Source organism: Burkholderia sp. Ap-955, from assembly GCF_011753045.1.
GTDB classification, from domain to species: Bacteria; Pseudomonadota; Gammaproteobacteria; order Burkholderiales; family Burkholderiaceae; genus Burkholderia; species Burkholderia lata_D.
In genome coordinates this window covers 25,423-49,158 of sequence record NZ_VWWH01000008.1, presented here as the reverse complement: position 1 = coordinate 49,158, position 23,736 = coordinate 25,423, and the positions used below count along the sequence as shown (strand labels likewise).

17 protein-coding genes are annotated in these 23,736 nt (G+C 64.4%); 15 read left to right on the top strand and 2 right to left on the bottom strand.

Annotation, left to right across the window (positions count from 1 at the left end; genetic code table 11):
* The first annotated feature begins 158 nt into the window (after positions 1–158).
* The 7 genes from F3J15_RS07110 (at position 159) to F3J15_RS07080 (ending at position 6,780) form a co-directional block, all read left to right on the top strand.
* Entirely contained in the window at positions 159–707 is a 549-nt protein-coding gene (locus F3J15_RS07110; protein WP_166889225.1) for a CS1 type fimbrial major subunit, read from the top strand.
* A 256-nt stretch (positions 708–963) separates the two neighbouring features.
* On the top strand, positions 964–3,123 hold the full coding sequence (locus F3J15_RS07105; RefSeq protein ID WP_166889478.1) for a TcfC E-set like domain-containing protein: 2,160 nt from the start codon (positions 964–966) through the stop codon (positions 3,121–3,123).
* Between the two features lie 4 nt (positions 3,124–3,127).
* Positions 3,128–3,814: a pilus assembly protein gene (locus F3J15_RS07100; protein WP_166889222.1), complete on the top strand. Its 687-nt coding sequence runs from the start codon at positions 3,128–3,130 to the stop codon at positions 3,812–3,814.
* Positions 3,814–4,296: a hypothetical protein gene (locus tag F3J15_RS07095; RefSeq protein WP_166889219.1), complete on the top strand. Its 483-nt coding sequence runs from the start codon at positions 3,814–3,816 to the stop codon at positions 4,294–4,296. The genes F3J15_RS07100 and F3J15_RS07095 overlap by 1 nt, the downstream gene beginning before the upstream one ends.
* 8 nt (positions 4,297–4,304) lie before the next feature.
* Positions 4,305–5,318, top strand: coding sequence for a hypothetical protein (locus F3J15_RS07090; RefSeq protein WP_166889217.1), 1,014 nt, complete (start codon positions 4,305–4,307; stop codon positions 5,316–5,318).
* A gap of 8 nt (positions 5,319–5,326) precedes the next feature.
* Complete coding sequence (locus F3J15_RS07085; protein WP_166889214.1) at positions 5,327–5,872, top strand: hypothetical protein; 546 nt, start codon at positions 5,327–5,329, stop codon at positions 5,870–5,872.
* A gap of 206 nt (positions 5,873–6,078) precedes the next feature.
* Positions 6,079–6,780, top strand: coding sequence for a hypothetical protein (locus F3J15_RS07080; RefSeq protein ID WP_240158642.1), 702 nt, complete (start codon positions 6,079–6,081; stop codon positions 6,778–6,780).
* A 208-nt stretch (positions 6,781–6,988) separates the two neighbouring features.
* Here F3J15_RS07080 and F3J15_RS07075 read toward each other — a convergent pair whose 3' ends face one another.
* Entirely contained in the window at positions 6,989–10,393 is a 3,405-nt protein-coding gene (locus F3J15_RS07075; protein WP_166889211.1) for a GLUG motif-containing protein, read from the bottom strand.
* A 186-nt stretch (positions 10,394–10,579) separates the two neighbouring features.
* Positions 10,580–12,265: a ShlB/FhaC/HecB family hemolysin secretion/activation protein gene (locus F3J15_RS07070; RefSeq protein ID WP_240158639.1), complete on the bottom strand. Its 1,686-nt coding sequence runs from the start codon at positions 12,263–12,265 to the stop codon at positions 10,580–10,582.
* Positions 12,266–13,204: 939 nt separating this feature from the next.
* Between F3J15_RS07070 and F3J15_RS07065 the strand changes: the two genes are divergently transcribed.
* The 8 genes from F3J15_RS07065 to F3J15_RS07030 all read left to right on the top strand — a co-directional run bounded on the left by F3J15_RS07065 (position 13,205) and on the right by F3J15_RS07030 (position 23,647).
* Positions 13,205–14,611, top strand: coding sequence for an undecaprenyl-phosphate glucose phosphotransferase (locus F3J15_RS07065; RefSeq protein ID WP_166889208.1), 1,407 nt, complete (start codon positions 13,205–13,207; stop codon positions 14,609–14,611).
* Positions 14,612–14,706: 95 nt separating this feature from the next.
* Positions 14,707–15,879 carry a polysaccharide biosynthesis/export family protein gene (locus F3J15_RS07060; RefSeq protein WP_166889469.1) on the top strand — a complete coding sequence of 391 codons (1,173 nt, stop codon included), beginning with the start codon at positions 14,707–14,709 and terminating at the stop codon, positions 15,877–15,879.
* A complete protein-coding gene (locus tag F3J15_RS07055) occupies positions 15,876–16,361 on the top strand; it encodes a low molecular weight protein-tyrosine-phosphatase (RefSeq protein WP_166889205.1) in 486 nt (161 codons plus the stop codon). Before F3J15_RS07060 ends, F3J15_RS07055 begins: the two co-directional genes overlap by 4 nt.
* A 12-nt stretch (positions 16,362–16,373) precedes the next feature.
* A complete protein-coding gene (locus F3J15_RS07050) occupies positions 16,374–18,623 on the top strand; it encodes a polysaccharide biosynthesis tyrosine autokinase (RefSeq protein WP_166889202.1) in 2,250 nt (749 codons plus the stop codon).
* Between the two features lie 19 nt (positions 18,624–18,642).
* Complete coding sequence (wecB, locus tag F3J15_RS07045; RefSeq protein ID WP_166889198.1) at positions 18,643–19,821, top strand: UDP-N-acetylglucosamine 2-epimerase (non-hydrolyzing); 1,179 nt, start codon at positions 18,643–18,645, stop codon at positions 19,819–19,821.
* Positions 19,822–19,847: 26 nt separating this feature from the next.
* On the top strand, positions 19,848–21,092 hold the full coding sequence (wecC, locus tag F3J15_RS07040; protein WP_166889195.1) for a UDP-N-acetyl-D-mannosamine dehydrogenase: 1,245 nt from the start codon (positions 19,848–19,850) through the stop codon (positions 21,090–21,092).
* Between the two features lie 21 nt (positions 21,093–21,113).
* Positions 21,114–22,400, top strand: coding sequence for a hypothetical protein (locus tag F3J15_RS07035; protein ID WP_166889192.1), 1,287 nt, complete (start codon positions 21,114–21,116; stop codon positions 22,398–22,400).
* Entirely contained in the window at positions 22,397–23,647 is a 1,251-nt protein-coding gene (locus tag F3J15_RS07030) for a hypothetical protein (protein WP_166889189.1), read from the top strand. The genes F3J15_RS07035 and F3J15_RS07030 overlap by 4 nt, the downstream gene beginning before the upstream one ends.
* Positions 23,648–23,736 lie beyond the last annotated feature (89 nt).

Sequence of the window (23,736 nt, the reverse complement as noted above, 5' to 3'; positions counted from 1 at the left end):
ATACGAGTGCTTTGAGGCTAATTGAGCTTAATTGTCCTATCGATCGACGTTGAATGTGATCTGATAATGAGCGCGGTGGAATTTCTCCACTCATTCGATTGGCGTTGCGTTGATCGCCTGTCGAATCAAGTTATATTCATTTTCAATAGGGCAATTCAATGAAATTCAGCAAACTTGTTCTGGCACTGGGCACGGCCGCCGCGTTCCTCGGCATCGCGCATACCGCTCAAGCGGAGCCTGTCTCGAAGAAGATCACGCTGACCGCGCAGATCAACGACGGCATCTTCGTGTCGAAGCCGGACGGCTCGACGTGGTACAGCACGGAAGAGCTCGAGGCGAACGACTACACGCAATCGAAATTCTCGAAGACGCTGCCGGTTCGCGTGTGGACGAAGAACCCCGATTTCAACATTTCGCTGGCCCAGCCGCTGAAGCTGGCGAGCGGCAACTACGAGATGAAGAACGCGAAGGTCACGCTCGGCAGCGCGGCCGGCGATTCGGAAGTGAAGTTCGGCGCGGTCCAGAAAATTACGCAAACGATCAAGGGCAGCACCGGCTACGACGAAATCCACAATCTGAAGATCAACGTCGATGCACCCACGCAGCTCGGTACGCTCAGCACCAACGGCAGCTACAGCGGTGAACTCGTGATGGTCTTCGAGCCGGCCGCCGCGGCTGGTGGTGGCGATACCAGCACCACCAAGTAAGCCGGTCGTCCGACCGCGGAGCCCCGATCGGCTCGGGGCTTCGCGTCACCTCTCCCTGTTTTGCGCCAGCGTCCGGGTCGCGTTGCCGATCCGGGGCCGATTTCGTTTTCGTTGCAAAGAGAAGGGCGTGTTCGTGCATCGAGCTCCATTTCCGTACAACCGGCTGTGGCTGGGCGTATTTGTGTTCGTCTCGTCGCAGTCGTTCGCCGAGGTCAAGGTATCGTATGGCGTCCCCGAAGGCTTCAGCGCGGCCGAGATGGACGACAGCGCGAACTATGTCGCGACCTTCAACGGCAAGACGCTGCCGGGCTTCATCAGGTACTCGACGTCGGAATCGTTGCTCGATTTCGATGCGGTCAAGTATGCCGCGAACGGTATTTCGCCGGACGAAGTCGATACCATTCGGCGCGTTCTGTCGGCGGTCGACTACAAGCGCTGCAGCAAAGGCTGCGACATCGAGGCCGCCGGCTATTACGTTACCGTCGACAAGCTCAGGCGTTCGATCTCGATTCGCGATGCACGTGAAGACTACTTCGCGCCCGAGACCGGTATCGGGCTGGTCAACAACCAATCGGTGGACTTCCGCGCATCGTCCGGCGGTTATCGCGCGGCCAACGTGAACGCCGCTACCTGGGTCGGACTGCCGTCGCGCAGCTTCGGCTACGTCAGCTGGTACGCGAACCACACGGAGATGGGCGGCAAGCGCTTCAGCTCGCAAGGCGTGTCGTCGTACTACCTGCAGAAGAATTTTGCCCGCACCTATGTGCGCGCCGGCAAGCAGAACAGCATCGACTACGCATCCGGTTCGGTCAGCACGCTGCTGTCGCCGAGCTTCGATCAGTTCGTCACGTTCGGCAGTCAGGGCAATTTGAAGAGCGATCGCAGCGCCGGTTCGCTGGTGCTCTATGCGAACGCGGAAGGCAACTACGAGTTCTACCGGAACGGCCGCCTGATCATGAAGCGGCCGGCCGTGCTGGGCCGCAACGAAATCAGCTTTTCGGAGCTGCCCGGCGGCTATTACCCGGTGCAGGTGCGGCTGGTCGATCGCAACGGTAATGTGGTCGCGCAGGAAGTACGCGAGATCAACAACGTCAACTTCGGCACGGCGGGCGGCAATGCCTGGCATTTCACCGTCGGCAAGGAGATGGGCGACCAGGGCGGTTTCCTGATGGAAGCCGCGATGAGCCGGAATTTCAGCCAGTTCTACATGAACGCGTCGACGCTCGTCGGTCGTGGCGGAGACTGGGTTGCCGAAATCAACGTGACGCGCCCCACGAAGCTGGGCGACGTCGACATCGCGCCGACGCTCGGCGTGCTGGCCGGCGAACGGAATGCCGGCGGCTACGCGAGCTTTTCGATCGCGAGCGAAGTGCTCGGCAGTCTTTCCGCGAGTCATTACCTGAACAACGACGTATCCCGGTTCTATCGGGGCGTGTCCAGTACCAGCGTCGCGTATAGCCGCACGTTGCGCAAGGCGACGCTCGGCTACAACTACCAGCGCTCGGGGTTCGGCGCAACGCATCAGGGGGAAGTGCGCTGGAACTATCGTCCGAACGGCCTGTGGTCGACATTCGCATTGGGCGTTCAGAAAGGCAGCTTCAGTCGCGCAGGCGACGGATATGGCGTGTATTTCAACATGACCATGCAGCTCGACAAGGTCCAGGCGAGCTTCAGTGCCGCGCGTGCCGGCGGCCGCACGCAACTGAGCGGCGATTACCGCAAGGAATTCCAGGACGGCTTCGGCACGACGACGCTGGGCGTCACGGGTAGCCGTATCAACGCCGATTACGGCATCAACGCTTACGGCACACGTTCCGGCACGCGCGGCGATGCGTCGTTGAACGTCGGCTACAACGGCAACGCAAGCAACGTCGATTTCAACTATCGCGGCATGGTCGCCGCCAGCAAGGACGGCGCGGCATTCGGCCGGTACAGCAACGGCGGCAGTGCGATGCTGTTGAGCACACCTAAGATCGACGGAATCGACTACGGCTTCAACGTCGAAGGCAGTCCGGTCGGCGGCGACAGCACCTATGCGGTGCCGCTCAATGCCTACAGCGACGTGGCGTTCGCGCGCGTGCTGAGCAACAGCGACAAGTTCGACATGAACATCGAGGTACCCGCGAACATCGTCCGTGCGCATCCAGGGCAGGTCTACAAGGCGCGGGCGAGGGTCGACATCAACATGATCTACAGCGGGTTCCTGAAGGATCCCGACGGCAAGCCTGTCAGCGGCAGGATCGTCGAAACAGGCGATACCGCGCATCGCAACGGACTGTTCTCCATCGTCAGCAAGAAGGTGCTCTCGATGGTCACGGTCGATGGAAACGGCCAGCAGTACACCTGCAATCTGAAGGCGGCGAACGGCAACGACTTCCGCTGCGAGCGGCCGGTCCTCGGTCAGTCAACGGAGTGACGACATGAATTTCAAACTGAAGAATCTGGTGCCGGCGCTGATCGGCGTGCTCTGGGCCGCCGCTCAACCGGCACACGCCGAAGGCGAATTGATGGTGATGCCGGCGTCCACACGCGTCTATGCCACGCACGACCAGAAAGTGACCGTGAAGAACATGGGCGACGCGCCGCTCTATCTGTCGATTTCGCTGCAGAAGGTGATGAACCCGGGGGTGATGCCCGAGAAGAAAGTCGATCTGGGGCAACTCGACAACCCGGGCCTGATTGCCAGCCCCGACAAGCTGACGCTCGGCGCGGGCCAGAGCCGGCAGATCGAATTGAAGTCGCTGCTGGAGCCCGCCCAGGAGGAGCTGTATCGGCTGTACGTCATTCCGGTCAGGGCGTTGAAGGTGGACGATGCGCCGAAGGACAAGATATCGGCGCCGATGTCGGTGGCGATCGGTTATGGCGTGCTGGTTCGGCATTTGCCGCCGCCGGGCAAGCTGAGCGTGAGCTGGACGCATCGCTGCGACAACGGCGGCATCACGCTGGAAGCGACCGGCAACGTGCGTGCGCTGTTCTCGGATGTGTCGTACAGCGGCGCGAAGCAGCCGCAGACCGTCGCGGTATTCCCCGGCACGCCGCAGCATTTCGCGACGAAGCGGATGACGCTGAGTGTGGACGACGCGCCGAAAGCACTGGAGTGCCCGTGATGTCGAAGCGGCGCGTATTCGGCGTTGCGCTCGGGCTGGCGGCCGCATTGCACTGCGCAAGCGGCGTGGCGGCAGGCATCCTGAAGTTGTCGCGCACCGAAATGACGCTCGAGCCGCATGAGGCGCCCGGCGAGCTCTGGGTCGAGAACACGGGCGATACGCCGCTCTATCTCGACGTCACGCAGCAGTGGGTTGAGCATCCCGGCCGCATGCCGGAAACGCTCGTTCCGGTTTCGGAGGTGGAGAACCCCGGCTTGCTGGTCTCGCCGGGGCGGCTCACGCTGGCGCCGGGCCAGCGGTACCAGATGACGCTCAAGGTGCTTCAGGTGCCGCATGAAACGATGGCCTGGCGTGTGACCTTCAGGCCGAGGGAACAGATTGTCGTCGAGGCGACCGATGCGGCGGGCATGCCGACGCCGTTGCTCGTCAGTGTCGGCTACGGCGCCGTTATTTATCAATTGGCTGATCGCCCATCGAAATGAGCATTGGGATGAATACGTTCGAATTGCGTGGTGGCTTGCGTCTCGTCGTCGCGAGGCTGGTTTTTCTTTTGGCAATGCTGACTTTATCGGGGGGAGCCACATGCGAAACGATTTTCCAGGACGATGTCATCGACGGCTATCGGAATTGCACATGGCGCGATAACGGAAACGGGACGTCGACGCTGACCATGGACGTCGGCTTCAAGCAGCACAAAGCGAACTGGGCCGAATCTGCACCTCACTGGTGGACGAGTCGTGCGTTCCTCCTGTATGCGTACGACAAAAACGGAAAGCCCCAAAACCTGCCGACGATGTGGGGAGATGTTTATCTAAACGGCGAGCGTCATACGTTGCCGCTCGTTTATCCCGATCATTGGATGTTCCGCGGCGATCGGGGAGACTGGAACAAGAAACAGCCATTTGATGCGCATATCGTTTTTACGATACAGAACCGCTTTATCGAAGATTGGCCGGCCGTGAGTCTGTGGGCTGCGAACTGGTCGTACGCCGGCAACGGGTGGGTCTGGGCGGAGCAAACCGGGGCCGTCTACTTTTACCCTGGCGGTACTTCGGGTTCGTGCCCCAAGGTCGACCCCGTCGCGCCGCCCCCTCCGCCGGTGACGATCAAAGTCGCCGTTCCCGACTGGAATCTGGGCGAGTTGCCGAGAGGCGACGGTACGAAGACGTTGTCGAACAGTGCGGATCAGCTTTGCTTCACGTATTCCGGGCCGGCGATCATCGGCAAGCGTTTCGTCATCAATGCCACCAACGCCAACGGCCGGACCGGCAACCGCTATCGGCTCACGAACTTCGACGACACGAGCCAGGTCGTGCCATACAACGTGAAACTGGACAGCATGCAGGGCGCCGTGAATTTGCCGAACGTCGGCGAAGGCAGTTTGCTGCTCAACGGCTCCGGCAAGACCTGCTTTACCCCGACTTTCATGACAACGGTCGGCCAGGGCACGAAGGAAGGCACCTATGGCGACGTGTTGACCTTCACGATCAAGACGAAATCCTAGGAGCGGCAATGAAGAGGAATGGCATCGTCGGTTTGCTGATCGCGGCGCTCGTTTCGCCGGTTGCGGCACAGAGCGGCTTCGTCCTGACCGGCAAAACCACCAGCAGGGTAACGGCCAAGGTCGTTCGCGTGCCGGTGCTCACCGTGACGGACGGCAACGGCGGGTGGTTCGAAAGGGGGCTGGAAATGCAGCAGTTCGGCGGCTGGGATACGCCGTACGAAGCGACGGCGCAGTTGCGCGTGACCGCGACCCTGCGCGATTTTCAGGTGCGGCTCGACGAGCCGCTGCAGATACGCAATCAGACCAGGCCGGCCCAGGTCTTTCGACGCCCGACGGTCAATTTCGGCGCGGAAGGCGGTGCGCCGAAGCCGCTCGCGGTCGGCCAGAGCATGGCTTTCCAGAATCCGGCACCGACCGTGCCGGGTGGCGATTCGGTCGGCACTTACGTGTTGTCGGTCGCGGCGTATCCGCCGGAAGGCGATTTCCACAGCACGGCCGGCCAATACAGCGGCGTGTTGTCGCTGACTTTCGAGCCGGTGGTGAAGGCGCCCTGATGGGATCGCAAGCACCGGGTGCGACGGCCGACGAAACCGGAAATCAGGGCCGGCCGGGGAGCGGTGGATGGCCGCATGACGATGCCGCGCCTGCCATCGCCGTGGAAATGGCCGGAATATGAATCGGGCGGCGGCATCGTTCGCACGACGCCGGTTCGGTATCGAATGGATCGATATCTTCAGTCACACCCAAGCCGGGGGCAGGTATGGCGACTTTCCTTTCTCAAGGTAGACGGCGCGTGAAACTGTGCGCCCTGGTTCGTGCCGCGATCGTGCCGATCGTATGCATGTCCAATCCCGGTACCGGGTTCGGTGCGATCGATCTGTTGCCGAAAGAGTTCGTCGTTCGGGGTCAGGCGGTGTCGGCCGAGATCGTCAACAACAGCGACCACGCCGAATACGTTTCCATCTCGCTCGTGCGTCTGCTCAATCCCGGCGTGCCGCCCGACGAAGAAAAACTCGAGCCGATCGGTGAGGTGTCGCAGCCGGCGCTGTATGCGTTTCCGTTCCGCGTCAGTCTCGCTCCCAGGCAGCACAAGACGATCACCTTGAAGCCGTTGCGGCCGGTCGACGCGGAAACCGTCTATCGGCTCGACGTCAGGCCGGTGATCAAGTTGATCGGCGGAGAGCGGCGCGACCTGGCCGGCAGTATTACCGTCAGTCTGGCGTTCAGCGCGCTCGTGCGCCAGTTACCCGTCGATGAACGGGCCGAGGTGTCCGTAACGTGCGACACGCGCGGCGCGCGTATCGTCGCCACCGGTTCCGTGCGTTACGCGGTGAAGGGAGCGATCGTCGACGGTCGTCCGGTGGACGATTTCAATGTTTATCCGGGCGTGCCGCTTCCGCTCGAAGGGCGTGTCGTCGCCGTACCCGGGCAGCCGACGTGTCGCGGCGGCACCCCATCCTGATCCTGCTTGACGTTGACGCAGGCATTCACGAGGTATCCACGCCCATGCCGGGCGCCGGCAACGCATGATGGATGGCAACGGGCGGCCGGGCGAACTGCCCGGCCGCCCGTTGCTGTGCAATCGGATTGTTCCCCGATCGACGGACGAAGTACCGCGGAAGCCGGAATGGCTTATCTGCGCATTGCGCGACTTCCGCGGTCTTCATCGATTAGCGCCCGATCTGCGGGCGGCCGGAACCGACGAGCGGCATCGACGGATCGCGCTGGGACGCGGTGTTGCCGATCAGCGTACCTGCTCCGTTGAAGCCGACCAATGCACCATAGGTCTGGCCGCCGTTCGACACGGCGTCGACCCGGCCGCTGGTCGACGATTGGCCGATGTAACCGTGGTTACTGCCGGCGAGCCCACCGAGCACGGCGTATGCGCCACCCGAAACCGTGCCGCCCGCCGACGTGCGCAGGATCGTGCCGGAGTTCCTGCCGGCGATGCCGCCTACGTGGCTGTAATCGCTGCCTCGCACGGAGCCGGTTGCACTGGAGTCGGAGACGCTGCCGAACTGTGAGCCGACCAGCCCGCCGGCGTGGCTGCTTGAGCCTACGTCGACGTTGCCGGAAGCCTTCGATTGCGTCACCTTTCCGCTGTTCACACCGATCAGTCCGCCCGCATCCGACGAATGGCCGGCCCGCACATTGCCCGTCGCGGAGGAGTTGGCGACCGTGTTCTCGTTATAGCCGACCAGCCCGCCGGCTTCGCCGTAGTTCCCGGTCGTCACGTCGCCCGATGCCTGCGAGTTCTGGATGGTGCCGAGGTCGTTGTGGCCCACGAGGCCCCCCACGATGCCGACAACGCCGCCTTGAACGTTGCCGGATGCGCGCGACGCGTTGATGAGGCCGTTGTTCGTGCCCACGAGCCCGCCAGCGTAGCTGTTCTTCATAGCGTTTTTGCGGTTCCCGACGCGCACGTTGCCGGTCGCACGCGAACCATCGATCGTGCCGTAGTTGAAGCCGACGAGCCCGCCGACAGTGCTGTCGTCTTCCGCGCCGACCGCGCCTTCAGCCGATGCCGTATAGATGTAGCCACTGTTCAGGCCGACCAGACCGCCGGCCTGCGAGCGACTGCCGGCCGCCACGTTGCCGTGCGCCTGCGACGCGCGGATCTCCGCCATGTTGACGCCGACGAGCCCGCCGACCTTGCTGTCGTTGCCTGCGTTGACGTTGCCCGTTGCGGTTGACGTATTGATCGTGCCGGTGTTCGAGCCGACGAAGCCACCGACTTCGACGTGATTGCCTGCCACGACATCGCCGTTGGCGGTCGACGTTTCGATCTCGCCGAAGTTGTGACCGGCGAAGCCGCCCGCGGTGCCATCGTTGCCGATCGTGACCTTGCCGGCCGCTTTGGTGTTGCGAACGTGGCCGAAGTTCATCCCGACGAGGCCGCCCAGGACCGCGTTGTCGCTTGCCGTGACGGACGAACGGGACGACGAGTTGGCAATGACGCCATTGTCGTCGTTGAGGCCGACCAGGCCGCCCGCCATCGCCGGGACTCCCGTCACGATTACGTTGCCGGAGCTGGACGATGCGTCGATCAGGCCGCCGTTGTATCCGGCGAGACCGCCAGCCATGCCGTCGTTGTTGATGGTGACGCTCACGTTTGCGTGACCGTCGCGGATCGTCGCGATCTTGCCGTTCAGCGTGAGGTTTTCGCCGACGAGGCCGCCGAGCGAGGCCGTATGATTATCGCCGTAGACCTGCCCGGACACGCTGACGTGATCGAGCGTGCCGCCGCGGTTCGCGCCGACGAGGCCGCCTGCGGCCGCCAGGTTGTTGGCGCGAACGGTCACGTTGTGCGCGGCGACGTTCGTGATGGTGCCGGTGTTGTGGCCCACCAGCGTGCCGACGGTTCCGCTCGAACCGCTTGCGGTTGCCGTGATGTCGCGGAGCGCCAGGTTGGCGAGCTGCCCCGTGTTGGTGGCGAACAGGCCGACGTCCTTCGCGTCATTGTGGATCGACAGGCGCTGGATCGTGTTGCCGAGCCCGTCGAACACGCCCGCGAACGCGTTATTGCCGCCGATGCTGCGGAAGTTCGCGTTGGCGCCGTCGATCGCGTTGCCGAGCACATAACGGCCGTTCAGGTTCGTGTCGACGTTGCGCAGATCGTCGAGCGTGTGCAGAACCTTGTAGCTTTCGCCGTTCGAGCGATACGAAGCGTTCTGACCGGACAGCGTCACGACGGCCTTGTCGTTCGAGAGGGTATGACCATCACGCGAATTCAGTTCGAGCTGCGCGTTGCGACCGGTCAGCTTCAGCGCGTCCTGCACGTCGATTTTCTGCGCGGCGTTGACCGACAGGCCGGCTTTTTCTCCGGTTGCCGAAATGGCCTGCTGGAGATCGACGTTACCGTTCTTCGAGGTCAGCGTGAGCGCGTTGTTGCTGTTCCACGCGACCGGGCCGCCGACCGTCAGGTCGTGCTGCGTATTGGTCAGCGCGACGTTCGTCGTGTCGAGATTGCGCGACAGCGTGTCGGCAGCGATCGACTGGTCGGTGCCGCCTACGCCGGCGTTGGCGGCTTCGATCGTCCACGTACCTGCGGCGTTGCCTGCACGCGTATTGACTTGCGCGTCGGCTGCGACGTTCACGCGTTCGCCGCGGGTCGTGACCGCGCCGGCCGGTGCGCCGGCGTCGGCTGCGCTTGCGTCGAGCTTGCTCTTGCCGCCGAGCTGCACGGTGCCGCCGTCGAGGGTGATCTTGCCGCCGTGCGCGTTCAGGCCGCGCGCTTCGATCGTGCCAGTGTTGTTGACCACCGCGTCGAGCAGGTTGCCCGCTGCGCGTGCGGTCATCAGCACCTGCCCGCCGTCGGCCTTCAGCAGGCCGCCATTGCTCGCCTGTGCGTCGACTGCGCCGCTGTCGACCTGGACGTTGAGCAGGCCGCTGCCATCGAAGTTGACCGTGAACGCATTGCCGGCGCCGAGCGCGACGCTGCCGAGCTTGGCCTGGATCACGCCGTTGTTCGCGACGCGCGCGCCGAGCAGCGCGATGCCGCCACCGTCGGCGGCGGTGAGCGTGCCATGGTTGACGACGGCCTGGGTCGACGAGCCGGAGAAGCGGTAGTGACCGGCGAGGAAGTCGGCGTCGGAGAGGTTCTGCGTCGACGCGACGAGGCCGCCGACGTTGACCTGCGCGCCGGCGCCGAACATCACGCCGTTGGGGTTGACGAGGAAGACGCGGCCGTTGGCGCTGATCTGGCCGTCGATCTGGCTGCCGTTGCTGCCGATCACGCGGTTCAGCGCGAGCGACTTGTCGGTCGGCTGGTTGAAGTTGACGCGCTCGCCGTTGGCGACGCTGAAATCCTGCCAGTTGGTGATGAGCTTGTCGGTGTGCTGGTTGATGTTCATCGAGCGGCCATCGTCGGCACGCACGATGTCGGCCTTGCCGGACGTGATTGCTTCGCCGGAAGGCAGCGCGAAGGCGGGCAGCGCGGCGAGGCCGAGCAGCGAGGCGGTGGCGGCGGCGAGACGCTTGCCGCTGCCGGTCTTGCCGCGGCGGCGCGCGGTTTCCCCGACCGCAGTCCAGCATTGCTGCGTCTGGTTCCATACCAGTGAGTAGGTCTTGTTCATCGCTTTGGTTTCCTGGTGGTTGAATCGATTCGGTATGCGACCATGTTGTTATTACGTATACCTAATGAATCGAAGGAGGCGGGCGAGAGTGATCGCCCGTTCGGAATGCCGGCAGCCTGGTCAAGGCTGCCCGACGCTACTGTCCGGTAGAGTGAGGCCCGTTACCGGACAGTTCTTGCCGGCCGCTCAGAAATACTGCGCGGCCTGTAACCAGACGCTGGGCCCGCGCGTGACCGTGGGCACGTCGTCGGCGGCGCCGAGCGGCCAGGCTGCCGTCAGGCTGACCTGACGGCGCGGGGCATACCAGGTCACGCCAACCCCCGTGGCGGAGAGCTGCAGCGTGTTGAGTTCGTTGCGCCACGGCTGTTTGTTGATCTGCATTCGCCCGGTGTCGACGAACGTACTCACCTGCCAGCCCGGCGCGGCGAGGTAGCGAAGCTCGGCCGTCGCCTGCCAGCCCTGGTCGCCGCTGCCCGCACCGAGGGCATACGCGCGCACGCCGTAGGGGCCGCCAAGGCTGAACTTTTCCGATGCGTCGAGATTGCGCGAGGCAAGCTGCGCGCTGAACTGCGTATAGAACTGGAACCGGGCGCCGAGCGCCTGCAGGCGCAGTGCATTCAGGTTCAGTTTCGTGAAGCTGCCGTGCGTCTTCGCGAAGGCGTTCATTTCAAGCGGATCGTTGCCGCGCATGCGACCGATGCCCAGCGTGGCGGAGAACGAATTGCGGCCGCCGCCGAACGCGTCGTCCTCGTTGTAGCCGTTGACGGAGAACGACCACAGGCCCACGTTCTTGTCGCTGACGAAATCGAACACGCCGTAGTCGTCGTGGAGATTCTTGTTTTCGTAGAGCACCTGCGCGCTGACGTTCGCACGGCGACCGCGCACCAGCGGCTGCGTGACGTATACGCTTTGAACGCTCGCGCGGCCGTGATAGCCGAACGGCCGGAACGTGCCGTTGAGCCGGTAGGCCATTTCGGAATAGCCGACGCCGATCCGTGTCGAGGCCGGACCGACCGGGAGCTGGTAAGCGGCGCGGTAGTAGCGCTGGTTCGTATTGCTGGTCAGCCCGCGCAGCGAGAGTTGATCGCCGAGTTTCAGCGGCGAATTCACAGTGAGGCTACCGGTCGCACGATAGTGGCCGGTGAGCGGATCGCCGAAATTGTCGAGTTCCACCGAGCCGGTGGCGAACTGGCCGCGATCCGCGTCGATCACGAGATCGGTCGTGCCGGGTTGCGTGCCGGCGCGAAGCGTGCCGCGCGCGTCGACGCCCGGTAGTTCGTCGAGCAGCATCAGGCTGCGCTCGAGATCGGCGCCGCGCACGACACCGCCCGGGTGCAATGCATCGAGCGGCTGGCGCAGCACGCCGTCGAGCACGCGTGAGCGGTTGCGCAGCTCGATGCGCCCGTAGCGGCCTTCGGCGATGGCAATGCGGATGACGCCGTCTTCGACGTCCTGGTGTGGCAGATATGCGCGTGCCAGCACGTAGCCGTGTTCGCGGTAATAGGTGGTGATGCGGCCGGCTGCCTGTTGCAGTTCGGCGAAGTTCAGGTCCCGGCCGACGAGATCGGCAAGCAGAGGGCGCAGGCGCGTGGTGTCGATCGCCTGGTTGCCTTCGATGTCGAATGCACGGATCGACACGCGCGGTCCCTCTTCGGCCGCGGCTGGGGCCGGCTCGTCTCGCGCGGACGGAACCGCAAGTTCGGGCGCGGCGGGAGCCGGCAGCGCCGGGCGAACCGATTCGACGTCACGCAGCGACTGGCCCGCGCCCGGCAATTGCGCATGCGCCGCACCGTGCAGCGCAAGGGCGGCGCCGGTCACCCATGCCGCGCGGATCGCCGTGTGCGTGAATGGGCCGGCGCGCTGCCTGGTCAAGGGGCGATGCGATGGCGCTCGGACGGCGTGTGCAGCGTGCGACTGTTTCGGTTTGTCGCGATCGCCCGGCGAGGCGATGACGGAGCGGACAGAGCGGATTTTCCACCTCGGGTGCGTTGGCCTTGGAGCCGGTGCGTGGATATCCGCCCCGGTCGTTTGATATGCCGGGGATGTTACGGATCAGCGTCGTCCGTGAATATTGAACAAGTACGAGTGCAGTACGGCGATTCGTCAGTTTTGTCGGATTTTATGGATTTCGATGCGATTAATCGATCGGGCGATGGCGTCGAGGATCAGGATCGAACAGACATGTGGCACCCGCAATAGTATTGACGGTCCGCCAACGCTGCCGCGGATATTGCAAAAGCCGCGAAGACGTGGAAATAGAACGAATACTGGAGCGCATATGAAATTGTTCTGTCTTGGACGTTTTTTTCGCCGAGTCGGTGTGTGCTGATGCGTCGTCGTATAAAAGGGGTGGGTGCCGAGAAATTCTCGCCGGGCGGGACACCGTCTGCGCGCCGCGCGTGCGACCAGGCGCCACCGATGGATTGCTTGACAGCGCTCCGATATTTGGATGGAGGGCGCACTCCTGTTCAAATTGGACGAATTTCGCCGCTATACCAATTTGTTTAGTACTCGTCCTATTCAAAACGGTGGATCGCAATGGCAGCATCGATGCTTGCATTGATTTGATCCGGGGCGAGCCTGTATTTAACAGGGAGAGGCGGTATTTCGGCATCCACTGGATCGCGCCATCGAACCTCGATATTTAACAGTTTGTGAAGTTGATCGGGGTTGCTGTCAATAAACAAAGTTATGTATTACTAAATAATAGGATAAGGCCAGAAGTCGATTCGTACCGGCGCGTTCGGACGGCGTGAACGCATGCTGCCGTCTCGTCGAGAATCGTTTGCGACGGATGGCCGGTCATGTGTTATGCGATCTTTCGACCACGCTAGTTATACGCCCGTCATTCGGGGGAAGGTCTCCTGGTTTCGGCTGGCGGATGCCGGCCTGCTTGCTGCTACTGCATGGGCGGCAAAAAACCGGTTCAGCGATGCGCCGCATACCCAGTCCGATTCCGTGCTGATCGCCATTTCGATCGCGTGTGCGCTGGTCCTGTTTCCTTTGATCGGCCTGTACGGCGACCCTGAGCGTTGCCTGACGTGGCGTCGCATGTGGCTCGCGCCGGCAGGTGTGGCCATGGTCTTGTGTATCGGTGCGATTTTCGTCGCGGCGCTCGACTGGCAATCCGGTATGGAGCTTGGCTGGGTGTTCGTCTGGTTTGCGTTGTCGGCGGCCGCGCTGATCGTGTCGCAGGCATTGCGGCGCTGGCTTTGCGTTCGAGCGGCGGCGCGACATGCACGGCGCAAGCCGGTCGCGCTCGTCGGGCATCGCGATCGTTGCCTTGCGCTCGCGGGCCGCGACGCCCGCGGCATGGGCGTGCCGGTTCCCGTGGCCGCGATCTTCGACCTGTCAGACACGCCGGCAGCCGGGCCGTGCGACGCGGAAGTCCATTGCGATCTCGGGGCTTTCGTCGAGTGCGTGCGTCGCACGCAGGTCGGGGAAATCTGGATCGTGCTCCCGCTGTCGGAAGCCGATCGCATCGGCGCGATCGTTCGGGCGTTCGACACGGATCTTGTGGACATCCGGTTCGTGCCGGATCTGGCAGGCATGACACCGCTGCATCCGCACCGGATGCTTCGCAGCCGCGCACTCGATCTCGTGGCGTCGCCGCTGTCGGTTCGGGCGCTCGCGGGCAAGGCCGTGTTCGATCGCATTTTCGCGGGTCTGGCACTGCTCGCGACTGCGCCGCTGATGGCCGCGATCGCGATCGCGGTCAAGTGCTCGTCGCCGGGGCCGGTGCTGTTCCGCCAGCAACGCAGGGGGGCGTATGGACGCATCTTCACGATCTACAAGTTCAGGACGATGCGCAAGCACGACGCAGGCGTGCCGGGCGAAGTGCGGCAGGCGACGCGTGGCGATCCGCGCATCACGCGCATCGGCGCGCTGCTGCGGCGGACGAGCCTCGACGAGTTGCCGCAGTTCCTGAACGTGCTGAAGGGCGACATGTCGGTGGTCGGGCCGCGTCCGCATGCGGTGGAGCACGACCACTTCTACCGGCACCGGGTCGACGGCTACATCCAGCGCTACAGGATCAAGCCGGGCATCACGGGCTGGGCGCAGGTCAACGGGCTCCGCGGCGAAACCGATCAGGTCGAGAAGATGCGGAAGCGGGTCGAACACGACCTCTACTACCTGAACAACTGGTCGTTCGCGCTGGACATGCGGATCGTGGCGGCGACCGTTCTGTGCGGATTCACCCATCGCAACGCTTATTGAATGACGCGTCGCAGTACGCGGTTTGGATAACAGGAATGGAAACTGGAAAAAGATCCCGCTTCCGGGCGCGACGCGCGCGGTCGGCGATCGCACTTTTGTCGGTCACGGTGTTGTCCGCATGCGCGGTCGAGCCGGGCATGCACATGAACCTCACGCAGGATGCGCGGCAGGACGGCGGCATCGCGACGCAGGCTCACGAAAGCGGCTTGGCCGTGTCGCTGCATCGCATCGATGCGGCGTCGTTCGACCGGCCGCGACGCGAGCCTGCGTCGGACGACACGGCGTCGGTACCGATCGGGCCGATCGACGGAGCGCTGATTGCGGCCCAACGGCGCGATGCTCGTGTGCGGGGAGAACGTACGCGTGCGGCGCTGTTCGCAGTGCCGGCGCCCTACACGATAGACGCGGGCGATGTGCTGCAGATTACGGTTTGGGATCACCCGGAACTGGCTGCTGCACAGGGCAATCCGGGCAATCAGACGATACGTCCCGCCGATCCCCCGGCGGGCTTCGTCGTCGATCAGGCGGGCAATCTGGCGTTTCCGTACGTGGGCGACGTGCATGTCGCCGGTATGAGCACGGGCGAGATTCAGGCCGTGCTTCGCGAGCGGCTGGCAAAGTGGTTCGTCGCGCCGCAACTGACGGTGCGCGTCGCATCGTATCGCGCGAATCGTGTCTACGTCGACGGCGAAGTCCGTGCTCCGGGCGCGCAACCGCTCAACGACATGCCGATGACGCTGCTCGAGGCCGTCACGCGCGCAGGCGGCTTCACGCCCGATGCCGACCAGAGCCGCATGACGCTCGTACGCAACGGTGCCGCCTATCCGATCGACCTGCCTGGGCTGATCCGCGATCGTCTCGACCCGTCGCGCATCGTGCTGCGCAAAGGTGACCTGTTGCAAGTCGGCGCGCGCGACCAGTTCGGCGCGTACGTGATGGGCGAAGTCAACCGGCCGACGACGGCACTGCCGCTGCGCAACGGGCGGCTCACGCTGGCCGATGCACTGGCTCAGGCCGGCAGTGTGAACCAGAGCACGGCCGATCCGAAGCAAACCTACGTGATTCGCGCCGGCGCGGACCGGCAGGCACAAGTGTTTCATCTGGACGGCCGTTCGCCGGTGTCGATGGTGCTCGCCAACGAATTCGAGCTGCAGCCGCACGACGTCGTGTACGTCGACAGCACGAAGCTCGCACGCTTCGGTCGCGTGCTTGCGCAGTTGCTGCCGGCCATCAACGCCGGCCTGACTGCCGCGATCGTCACGAAATGATGAAGCGAATCCTGATGGTATGTGCCGGCAACGTCTGCCGCAGCCCGGCCGCACAGGTGCTGCTGTCTCGCGAGCTGCCCGGCTGCGCGATCGAATCGGCCGGCATCGTGGCGATCGGCGGGATGGCGATCGACCCGGTGATGAACGAGGTGCTGACCGCGCGCGGATTCGACCTGTCCGGGCATCGCGCGAGACGCGTCGACGACCGGGCCTGCCGATGGGCCGACCTGATCCTCGTGATGGAGGTCGCGCATCGCCACGCGATCGAGCGGACGTATCCGATGACGCGCGGCCGCGTGTACCGCCTCACTGAACGTTACCAGGCCGACATTCCGGATCCGTATCGCCGAAGCCGCCATGTGTACGACTACGCGATGAGGCTGATCGAGCACGGCGTCGTCGATTGGGCCGCGCGGATCGCCCGTCTCGAACCGAACCTGACGCGACATCCGGATACCGATGCGGTATGCCGGAACACTTGAGGTGAACCTCACATGAACGGATCAAACCAAAGCCGGCGCCTTTCACACGACGCCGACGAACTCGACGTGCGCGGCATTCTGGACGTGCTGATCGCGCACGCGGGTCGCATCGTCGCTGTCACGGCCGCGTGTGCCGCACTCGGTGCTGCCTATGCACTCGTTGCGAAGCCAGTCTACCAAGCGGACATCGCGGTGCAGGTGGAAAGCGGCGGGTCCGATCTGCGGAGCATGGCGGAAGGCGGGCTCGTCGGCGGCCTCGGCGCGCTGTTCGACGTGAAGTCGACCGACGACGGCGAAATGGAGATCCTGCGTTCGCGGCTCGTGACCGAGCCGGTCGTCGATCTTCAACGCCTGTACATCGAAGCGCTGCCACGCCGCGTTCCCGTGATCGGTGCCGCCATTGCGCGCTTCAATCGCGGGCTGTCGACGCCCGGCCTGCTCGGGATCGGCGGGTTCCTCTGGGGCCGGGAGCACATCGATATTCCGGCGTTCCAGGTGCCGAGCGATTTTTACGAGCATACGTTCATCGTCACGTCGCTGGGCGACGTGCGCTATCGCCTGTCCGGTGCCGATCTCGATCGCGACGCGGAAGGCCGGATCGGCGAGCCGCTGCGCGTGAAGACGGCTGCCGGCGACGTGATCTTGCACGTGGCCGGAATCGAAGCCGCGGCAGGCGCGCAGTTCGTCGTGAAAGCCGACTCGAAGCAGGTCGTGCTCGCCGAGCTGCGGAACAAGCTGAAGATCGCGAATCGCGGCAAGGATCAGTCGGGTGTGATCGGCGTGTCGTACGAGAGCCACGACCCGGAGCGCGCGGCCGCCGTGCTGAACGCGATTGCCGACAACTATGTGCTGCAGAACGCGAACCGCAAGGCGGCGACCGCCGAGAAGTCGCTGGCGTTCCTGAGCGATCAGGTGCCGACGGTGGAGCGTCAGTTGCGTGCGGCCGAGGATCGCCTCAACGCATATCAGGCTCGCCACGAAATCGTGGATCTGACCGAGCAGGCGAAGGCGATGCTGACGCAGTCGACAGGCGTGCAGACGTCGCTGTTCGAGCTCGAGCAGAAACGGTTGGCGTTGACGTCGACGTTGACGCCGGTGCATCCGGAACGCGCGGCGATCGAGCGGCAGATCGCCGCCGCCAAGGCGCAGATCGGGATGATCAACGACGCGATCCGCCGCTTGCCCGACGCACAGCGCAACGTCGTGCGCCTGCGCCGCGACGTGACGGTGCAAACCGAGATCTATGTCGGCTTGCTGAATAGCATCCAGCAGCTTCGCGTCGCGACCGCGAGCAAGATCGGCAACGTGCGGGTGATCGATCGCGCGATCGTGCCCGACGAGCCGGTGCGACCGAGGCCGGCGCTGGTTACGGTGATTGCCGCGCTGGTTGGGCTCGTGCTCGGCACATGTGGCGTGATTGGCCGTGCCGTGTTGTTCGGCGGTGTGACCGATCCCGCCGAGATCGAGCGCGACACGAACATGAACGTGATGGCGACGATTCCGCACAGTGCCGCGCAACGACGGTTCGCGCAGCGCGACATGACGCGCCGCGGCGTGCCGGTCCTGTCGCTTGCGCGACCGAACGAACCTGCCGTCGAGGCGCTACGCAGCCTCTGCACGGCGCTGCGGTTTCAGTTGCTGGACCGGCCCGAAGGCAATCGCGTACTGATCACGGGCCCGTCCGCCGGTGTCGGGAAATCGTTCGTGTCGGCCAACGTCGCCGTTTTGCTCGGACAGTCGAGCCTGCGTGTGCTGTTGATCGATGGAGACCTGCGCCGCGGCGAGCTTGCCGAGCGTTTCGGCATTCGGCCGGATATCGGATTGTCGACGGCCCTGCGCGGCGGCGTGACCGCCGACGACGCGATCGTTCGCGACGTCGCGCCGAACGTCGATCTGTTGCCGGCCGGCCCGCGCGCCGACCGGCCTGTCGAATTGCTGTCGTCGCAGCGACTGGCGGCGTTGCTGGCGCACGTGACACGCGATTACGACGTCGTGCTGCTCGACGCACCGCCGCTGCTGCCGGTGACGGATGCCGTCGTGCTGGCCGCGCACGCCGATGCGATCCTGCTCGCCGCGCGTTCCGGCGTGACGACCATGGGCGAACTGCTCGAATCGGCGAAGCGAATCGAACGAGCGGGCACGCGCGCGACAGCCGTCGTGTTCAACGGCTTCCGTCCGGGGCTGCGTTCCGTGCAGTACGGCAACTACGGTGCTTACGCGTACGACGGCGCCACTTCGCAACCCTCCGCAGATCGCGCGTGACAAGCCGACGGAGAATCCAATGACCCCTCACCACGAAAACATTCTCGTTACCTTTGGTACTCGCCCGGAAGCCATCAAGATGGCGCCGCTCGTCCACGCGCTGCGCGCCCGCGAAGGCGTGCGCTGCGGCGTCTGCGTGACGGCCCAGCACCGCCAGATGCTCGACCAGGTGCTGGATCTGTTCGGCATCACGCCAGATTTCGATCTCGACCTGATGCGCGCCGGGCAGACGCTCGGCAGCCTGACCGGGCACATCCTCAATGCGATCGACCCGGTGCTCGAATCGTTTCGTCCCGATCTCGTGCTCGTGCACGGCGATACGACCACGACGCTTGGTGCGACCCTCGCGGCTTACTACCGGCGCATCCCGGTCGGTCATGTGGAAGCCGGCCTGCGCACCGGCAATTTGTATTCGCCGTGGCCTGAGGAGGCGAACCGGAAGGTCACGGGCGCGCTCGCGCTGCATCACTTTGCGCCGACCGAGACATCGCGTGCGAACCTGTTGGCCGAGGGCATCGACGCCGGTCGCGTCCACGTCACGGGCAACACGGTGATCGACGCATTGCTGACGATTACGGAGCGCCTGAAGTACGACCGGGCGCTGGTGCAGCAAATGCGCGAACGGTTCCCGTTCCTCGACGACGCGCGACGGATGATCCTCGTGACCGGCCACCGCCGCGAGAACTTCGGCCGCGGGTTCGAGCAGATCTGCGAGGCGATCGCGACGGTCGCGAAGCGCTATCCGGAATCCCGGATCGTCTATCCGATGCACCTGAATCCGAACGTGCGCGAACCCGTCACGCGGCTGCTCGGCGATATCGACAACGTGGTGCTGATCGAACCGCAGGAGTATTTGCCGTTCGTCTATCTGATGAGTCGTGCGTGGCTGATCCTGACCGACTCCGGCGGGATCCAGGAAGAGGCCCCGTCGCTCGGCAAGCCGGTGCTCGTGATGCGCGACACCACCGAGCGGCCGGAGGCCGTCGCGGCCGGCACGGTGCGACTGGTCGGCACCGAGGTCGAGCGCCTCGTCGGCGCCGTGGTCGAGCTGTGGGAAGACGGCAGCGCCTATCGTGCGATGAGCCGCGCACACAACCCGTATGGCGACGGTCGCGCGAGCGAGCGGATCACGGATCTGCTCGTTTCGCCACCGGTCCGCACGCAGGGGCTGGCAACCCTGACCGGCTCGCTCTGCTGAATCCCCGACGTCTGGAGAACCCATTCATGTCATTCGAAACCGTTTCCGTCATCGGGCTGGGCTACATCGGCCTGCCAACCGCGGCGGCCTTTGCCGCGCGTCGTAAAAGCGTGATCGGCGTCGACGTGTCGCAACACGCCGTCGACACGATCAATCGCGGCCAGATCCATATCGTCGAACCGGAACTGGACATGCTCGTGCACGCAGCCGTGACGCAAGGCTACCTGCGCGCGACGACGGTGCCCGAGCCGGCCGATGCGTTCCTGATCGCGGTGCCGACGCCGTTTGCCGACGGCAACAAGCCGGACCTGAGCTACATCGAGGCCGCGTGCCGGTCGATCGCACCGGTGTTGAAGAAAGGCGACCTGGTCGTGCTGGAGTCGACTTCGCCGGTCGGCGCGACCGAAAGGATGGCCGCGTGGCTCGCGGCGCAGCGCCCGGACCTGACGTTCCCGCAGCAGGCGGGCGAGCGCTCGGACATTCGTATCGCACATTGTCCCGAGCGCGTGCTGCCTGGTCATGTCGTGCGCGAGCTCGTGGAGAACGACCGCGTGATCGGCGGGATGACGCGTAAATGCGGCGCGCGGGCACAGGAGCTGTACGCGGTGTTCGTCCGTGGCGAATGCATCCTGACCGATGCGCGCACGGCGGAGATGTGCAAGCTCACCGAGAACTCGTTTCGTGACGTGAACATCGCGTTCGCCAATGAGCTGTCGGTGATTTGCGACCAACTCGACATCAACGTGTGGGAGCTGATCCGGCTCGCCAACCGCCATCCTCGCGTCAGCGTGCTCCAGCCGGGGCCGGGCGTCGGCGGGCATTGCATTGCGGTCGATCCGTGGTTCATCGTCGATTCGGCGCCGGAGCACGCACGGCTGATCCGTACCGCGCGCAACGTGAACGACGCGAAACCTCATTTCGTGTACGAGCGCGTGCGGCAGGCGGCGAGCCGGTTCCGCGAGCCGGTGATCGCGTGCCTTGGCCTCGCGTTCAAGGCGGACATCGATGATCTGCGCGAGAGCCCGGCGATGGAGATCGTCGAGGCGCTGGCTGAGCATGCCGGCGCGACGCTGCTGGTCGTCGAGCCCAACATCGCCGCATTGCCGGCAGCGCTCGAAGCGAAGACCCGGCTGTGCGAGCTGCACACTGCGCTGGCCGAAGCCGACGTGATCGTCATCCTGGTCGATCACGCGCCGTTCCGGCGCATGGACCCGGTGCGGCTGCAGACCAAGGTCGTGATCGATACGCGCGGCGTGCTGGCGCGCGCATAGCGGGCGGGACGCGTGAAAGTCATGTTGCGGAACACCGATGCCAAAAAGCTGCTGGGCCGTCTCGAGGCGCTCGTGTGTACGGGTGCGCCTGGGCTCTATCGCGTGCTGACGTTCTGGGTCATTCAGCGGGTCTATTCGCTGGACGAGCTCGGGCGTGCGGCGTCCAACATTTCGATCGCGCAGATGATCGGCTTCTTCACGGCGATCGGCTGGGCGACGCTGATCCTGGTACGCGTGCCGGCGAGCGACGGGCCGCGCGCGGCGCGCGACGCGTTCTATTCGCTGGTGTCGATGGCGGGTTGCACCGCCGTGACGGCGACGCTTGCGTGCGTGCTGGTGTCCGCGAGTGGCCTCGTCGCGTTCGATCTCGGCGGAGTAATCGCGCTGATGTGGGGCTGGACCGTGTACCAGCTTGCGCGGCACTTCTTCGTGTCGTACCGACGCTACCGGGTGACGATCGCGTTCGACTGTGTGCTGATCGCGGGGTCCTGCGCGATGCTGTGGATCGGCATGCATCGCGGCTATCCCGCGTCGCTGTGCTTGGCCGTCGTGTTGATCGCGGTGGCGATCGCGATGTTCGTCGCGATCGGTACGCCGGATCGTCGGGCGTTCTCGATGCGCGTCGATGTGAAGGGGCTGCAGTTCGGGCTCACCAATTTCCTGTCTGGCGGGATCGCGCTCGCGATCGTACCGGCGGCGAAGGCGATGTGCGGGGCGGCATTCGCCGGGACGTTGTCGCTGTTCTCGTCGGTGATCGCCGTCGGCAACCTGCTGCCCCGCGCGATTTCGATCGCGCAACTGCCCGATCTCGTGAAGCGGAAGAAGGACCAGGTTCCGCTCGACGCGACGCTGAGTGCGATGCGGCGCAACATCGACCTGTCGAATCTGGTCGTGTTCGTGGCGAACCTGGCGATCGTGGCGGGGCTGACCTATCGCTACGGGTTCGACGACGGCGGCGCGTATGCGGTGCTGGCGGGCGGCGTGCTGCTGGCGATCCAGTGCGCGGCAGGCGTGCTCGGTGTCGTCGGCAGCAACGTGTTGATGGCGTTCGAGAAGAGCGCCGTCACCGCGCGGATCAACATCGGCACGTCGATGCTGTTTCTCGCGCTGTTCGGCGGTAGCGTCGCGATCGGCGGTGAAGCCGGTTTCTTCTGCATGCTGGCGGCCGCGCTGGCCGTCACGCTGATCCGGAACGGGATCGTCGCGATGCACGCGCGGCGAGTGTGTGCAGCGTATGCCGCATCGATTCGGGTCGGGGATGCAGCCGACCTGACACCGGCTTCAGCGACGCCCGGAGCGCACTCATGACGATGGCGATTCGCACATCGGTGATCGCGCCGCGTGGCCGCTCGCGGATCGCGGACCTGGGCGCCGGCCTTCTGGCACTCGCGTACGTCGCCTTCTGCGTGAGCGATACGCTGCTCACGCTCGACGACGCCCGTTCCCAGACCGTCAAGATGGGCGCGTTCGTCCTGGTGTTCGCCGCGATCCTCCTGCGCCCGCGTTTTCATCGAATGGCCGTCGTCGCGCTCCCTGTCGCCGTGTCGCTCTGCATCGGGATGCTGCTGTCGTTCAACGCCGACGCCGGCATCGAGGAACTCGTCCGCTTCCTCTTTCCGGTTGCGATCACCGTGGCGATCTTCCCGTACCGCGACCGGCTCGACGTGCTGGTCAGGGCGTTCATCGGCGTGGTCGTGAGCAACGATCTGTTCCAGCTGTATTTCTACGTGTCGTATGCGGCCGGGTTGCCGCTTTTCATGCCGGTCCGGATCGACTCCGGATTGTTCCTGCGTGCGCAAGGGTGGATGGGATTCTTCTCGGAATTCAGTTTCATCAACTTTTGCGCGTTCCTGCTGTGCCGTTGGTACTGGTCCAGCCGCCGCGCGGCGATCGCGTCGTGGGGGTTTCTGCTGTTCGGATTGCTCGGCTTCTCGTTCAAGCTGTTCGCGGTGCTGGCCGTCTATCCGTTTGTGCGAAACGTCAGGGATGTGCGTGCGTGGCTGGCCGCCGCCGGCATCGCAGGCCTGATGCTCGCGCTTGCAGTGACGGGCGCGCTGGATTCGCTGTTGAAGGTCGGCATGGCGAAGATCCTGTTCTACGTCGTCGCGGGCAATTCGGCGCGCGCCGAGTCCTATCGCGTCATGCTCGAGTCGATCCGCAACGGCAACCTGCTCGGCGAAGGACTGGGCAGCTTCGGCGGCCCGGCATCGGTGAAGTTCTCGTCCCCTCTCTACTCGTTCTATCACTTCGACTGGTATGGACTCGGCGGGTTGTTGAAGACCACCGACACGTTCTACCCGCACCTGTTCGTCGAGATGGGCGTGTTCGGTGCGATCGCGTGGCTGGTGTTCGTGCTTGGGTATGGGCAGGCGCGGAACAAGCCGACTGTCTGGTTCTACCTCGTGGGCGCGTTTTGCTTCGACAACATCTTCTCGATGGCGTTTGTGTCGCCATCTTACGTATTTTCCGCGCTGCTGGTCATGTACGCTTTTTCATGGGGGCGGCCGGGCGTCAGCCAGGTATATGTCGGCCGTGCGGTGGAGGTTCGCTCGTGAAAATGCTCGTCGTCGGTTCTGCCGTCACCCGACCGTATCTCGCGCTGATCGCCGCGATAATCCGGCGCGACATACGCAATGCCCGCGCG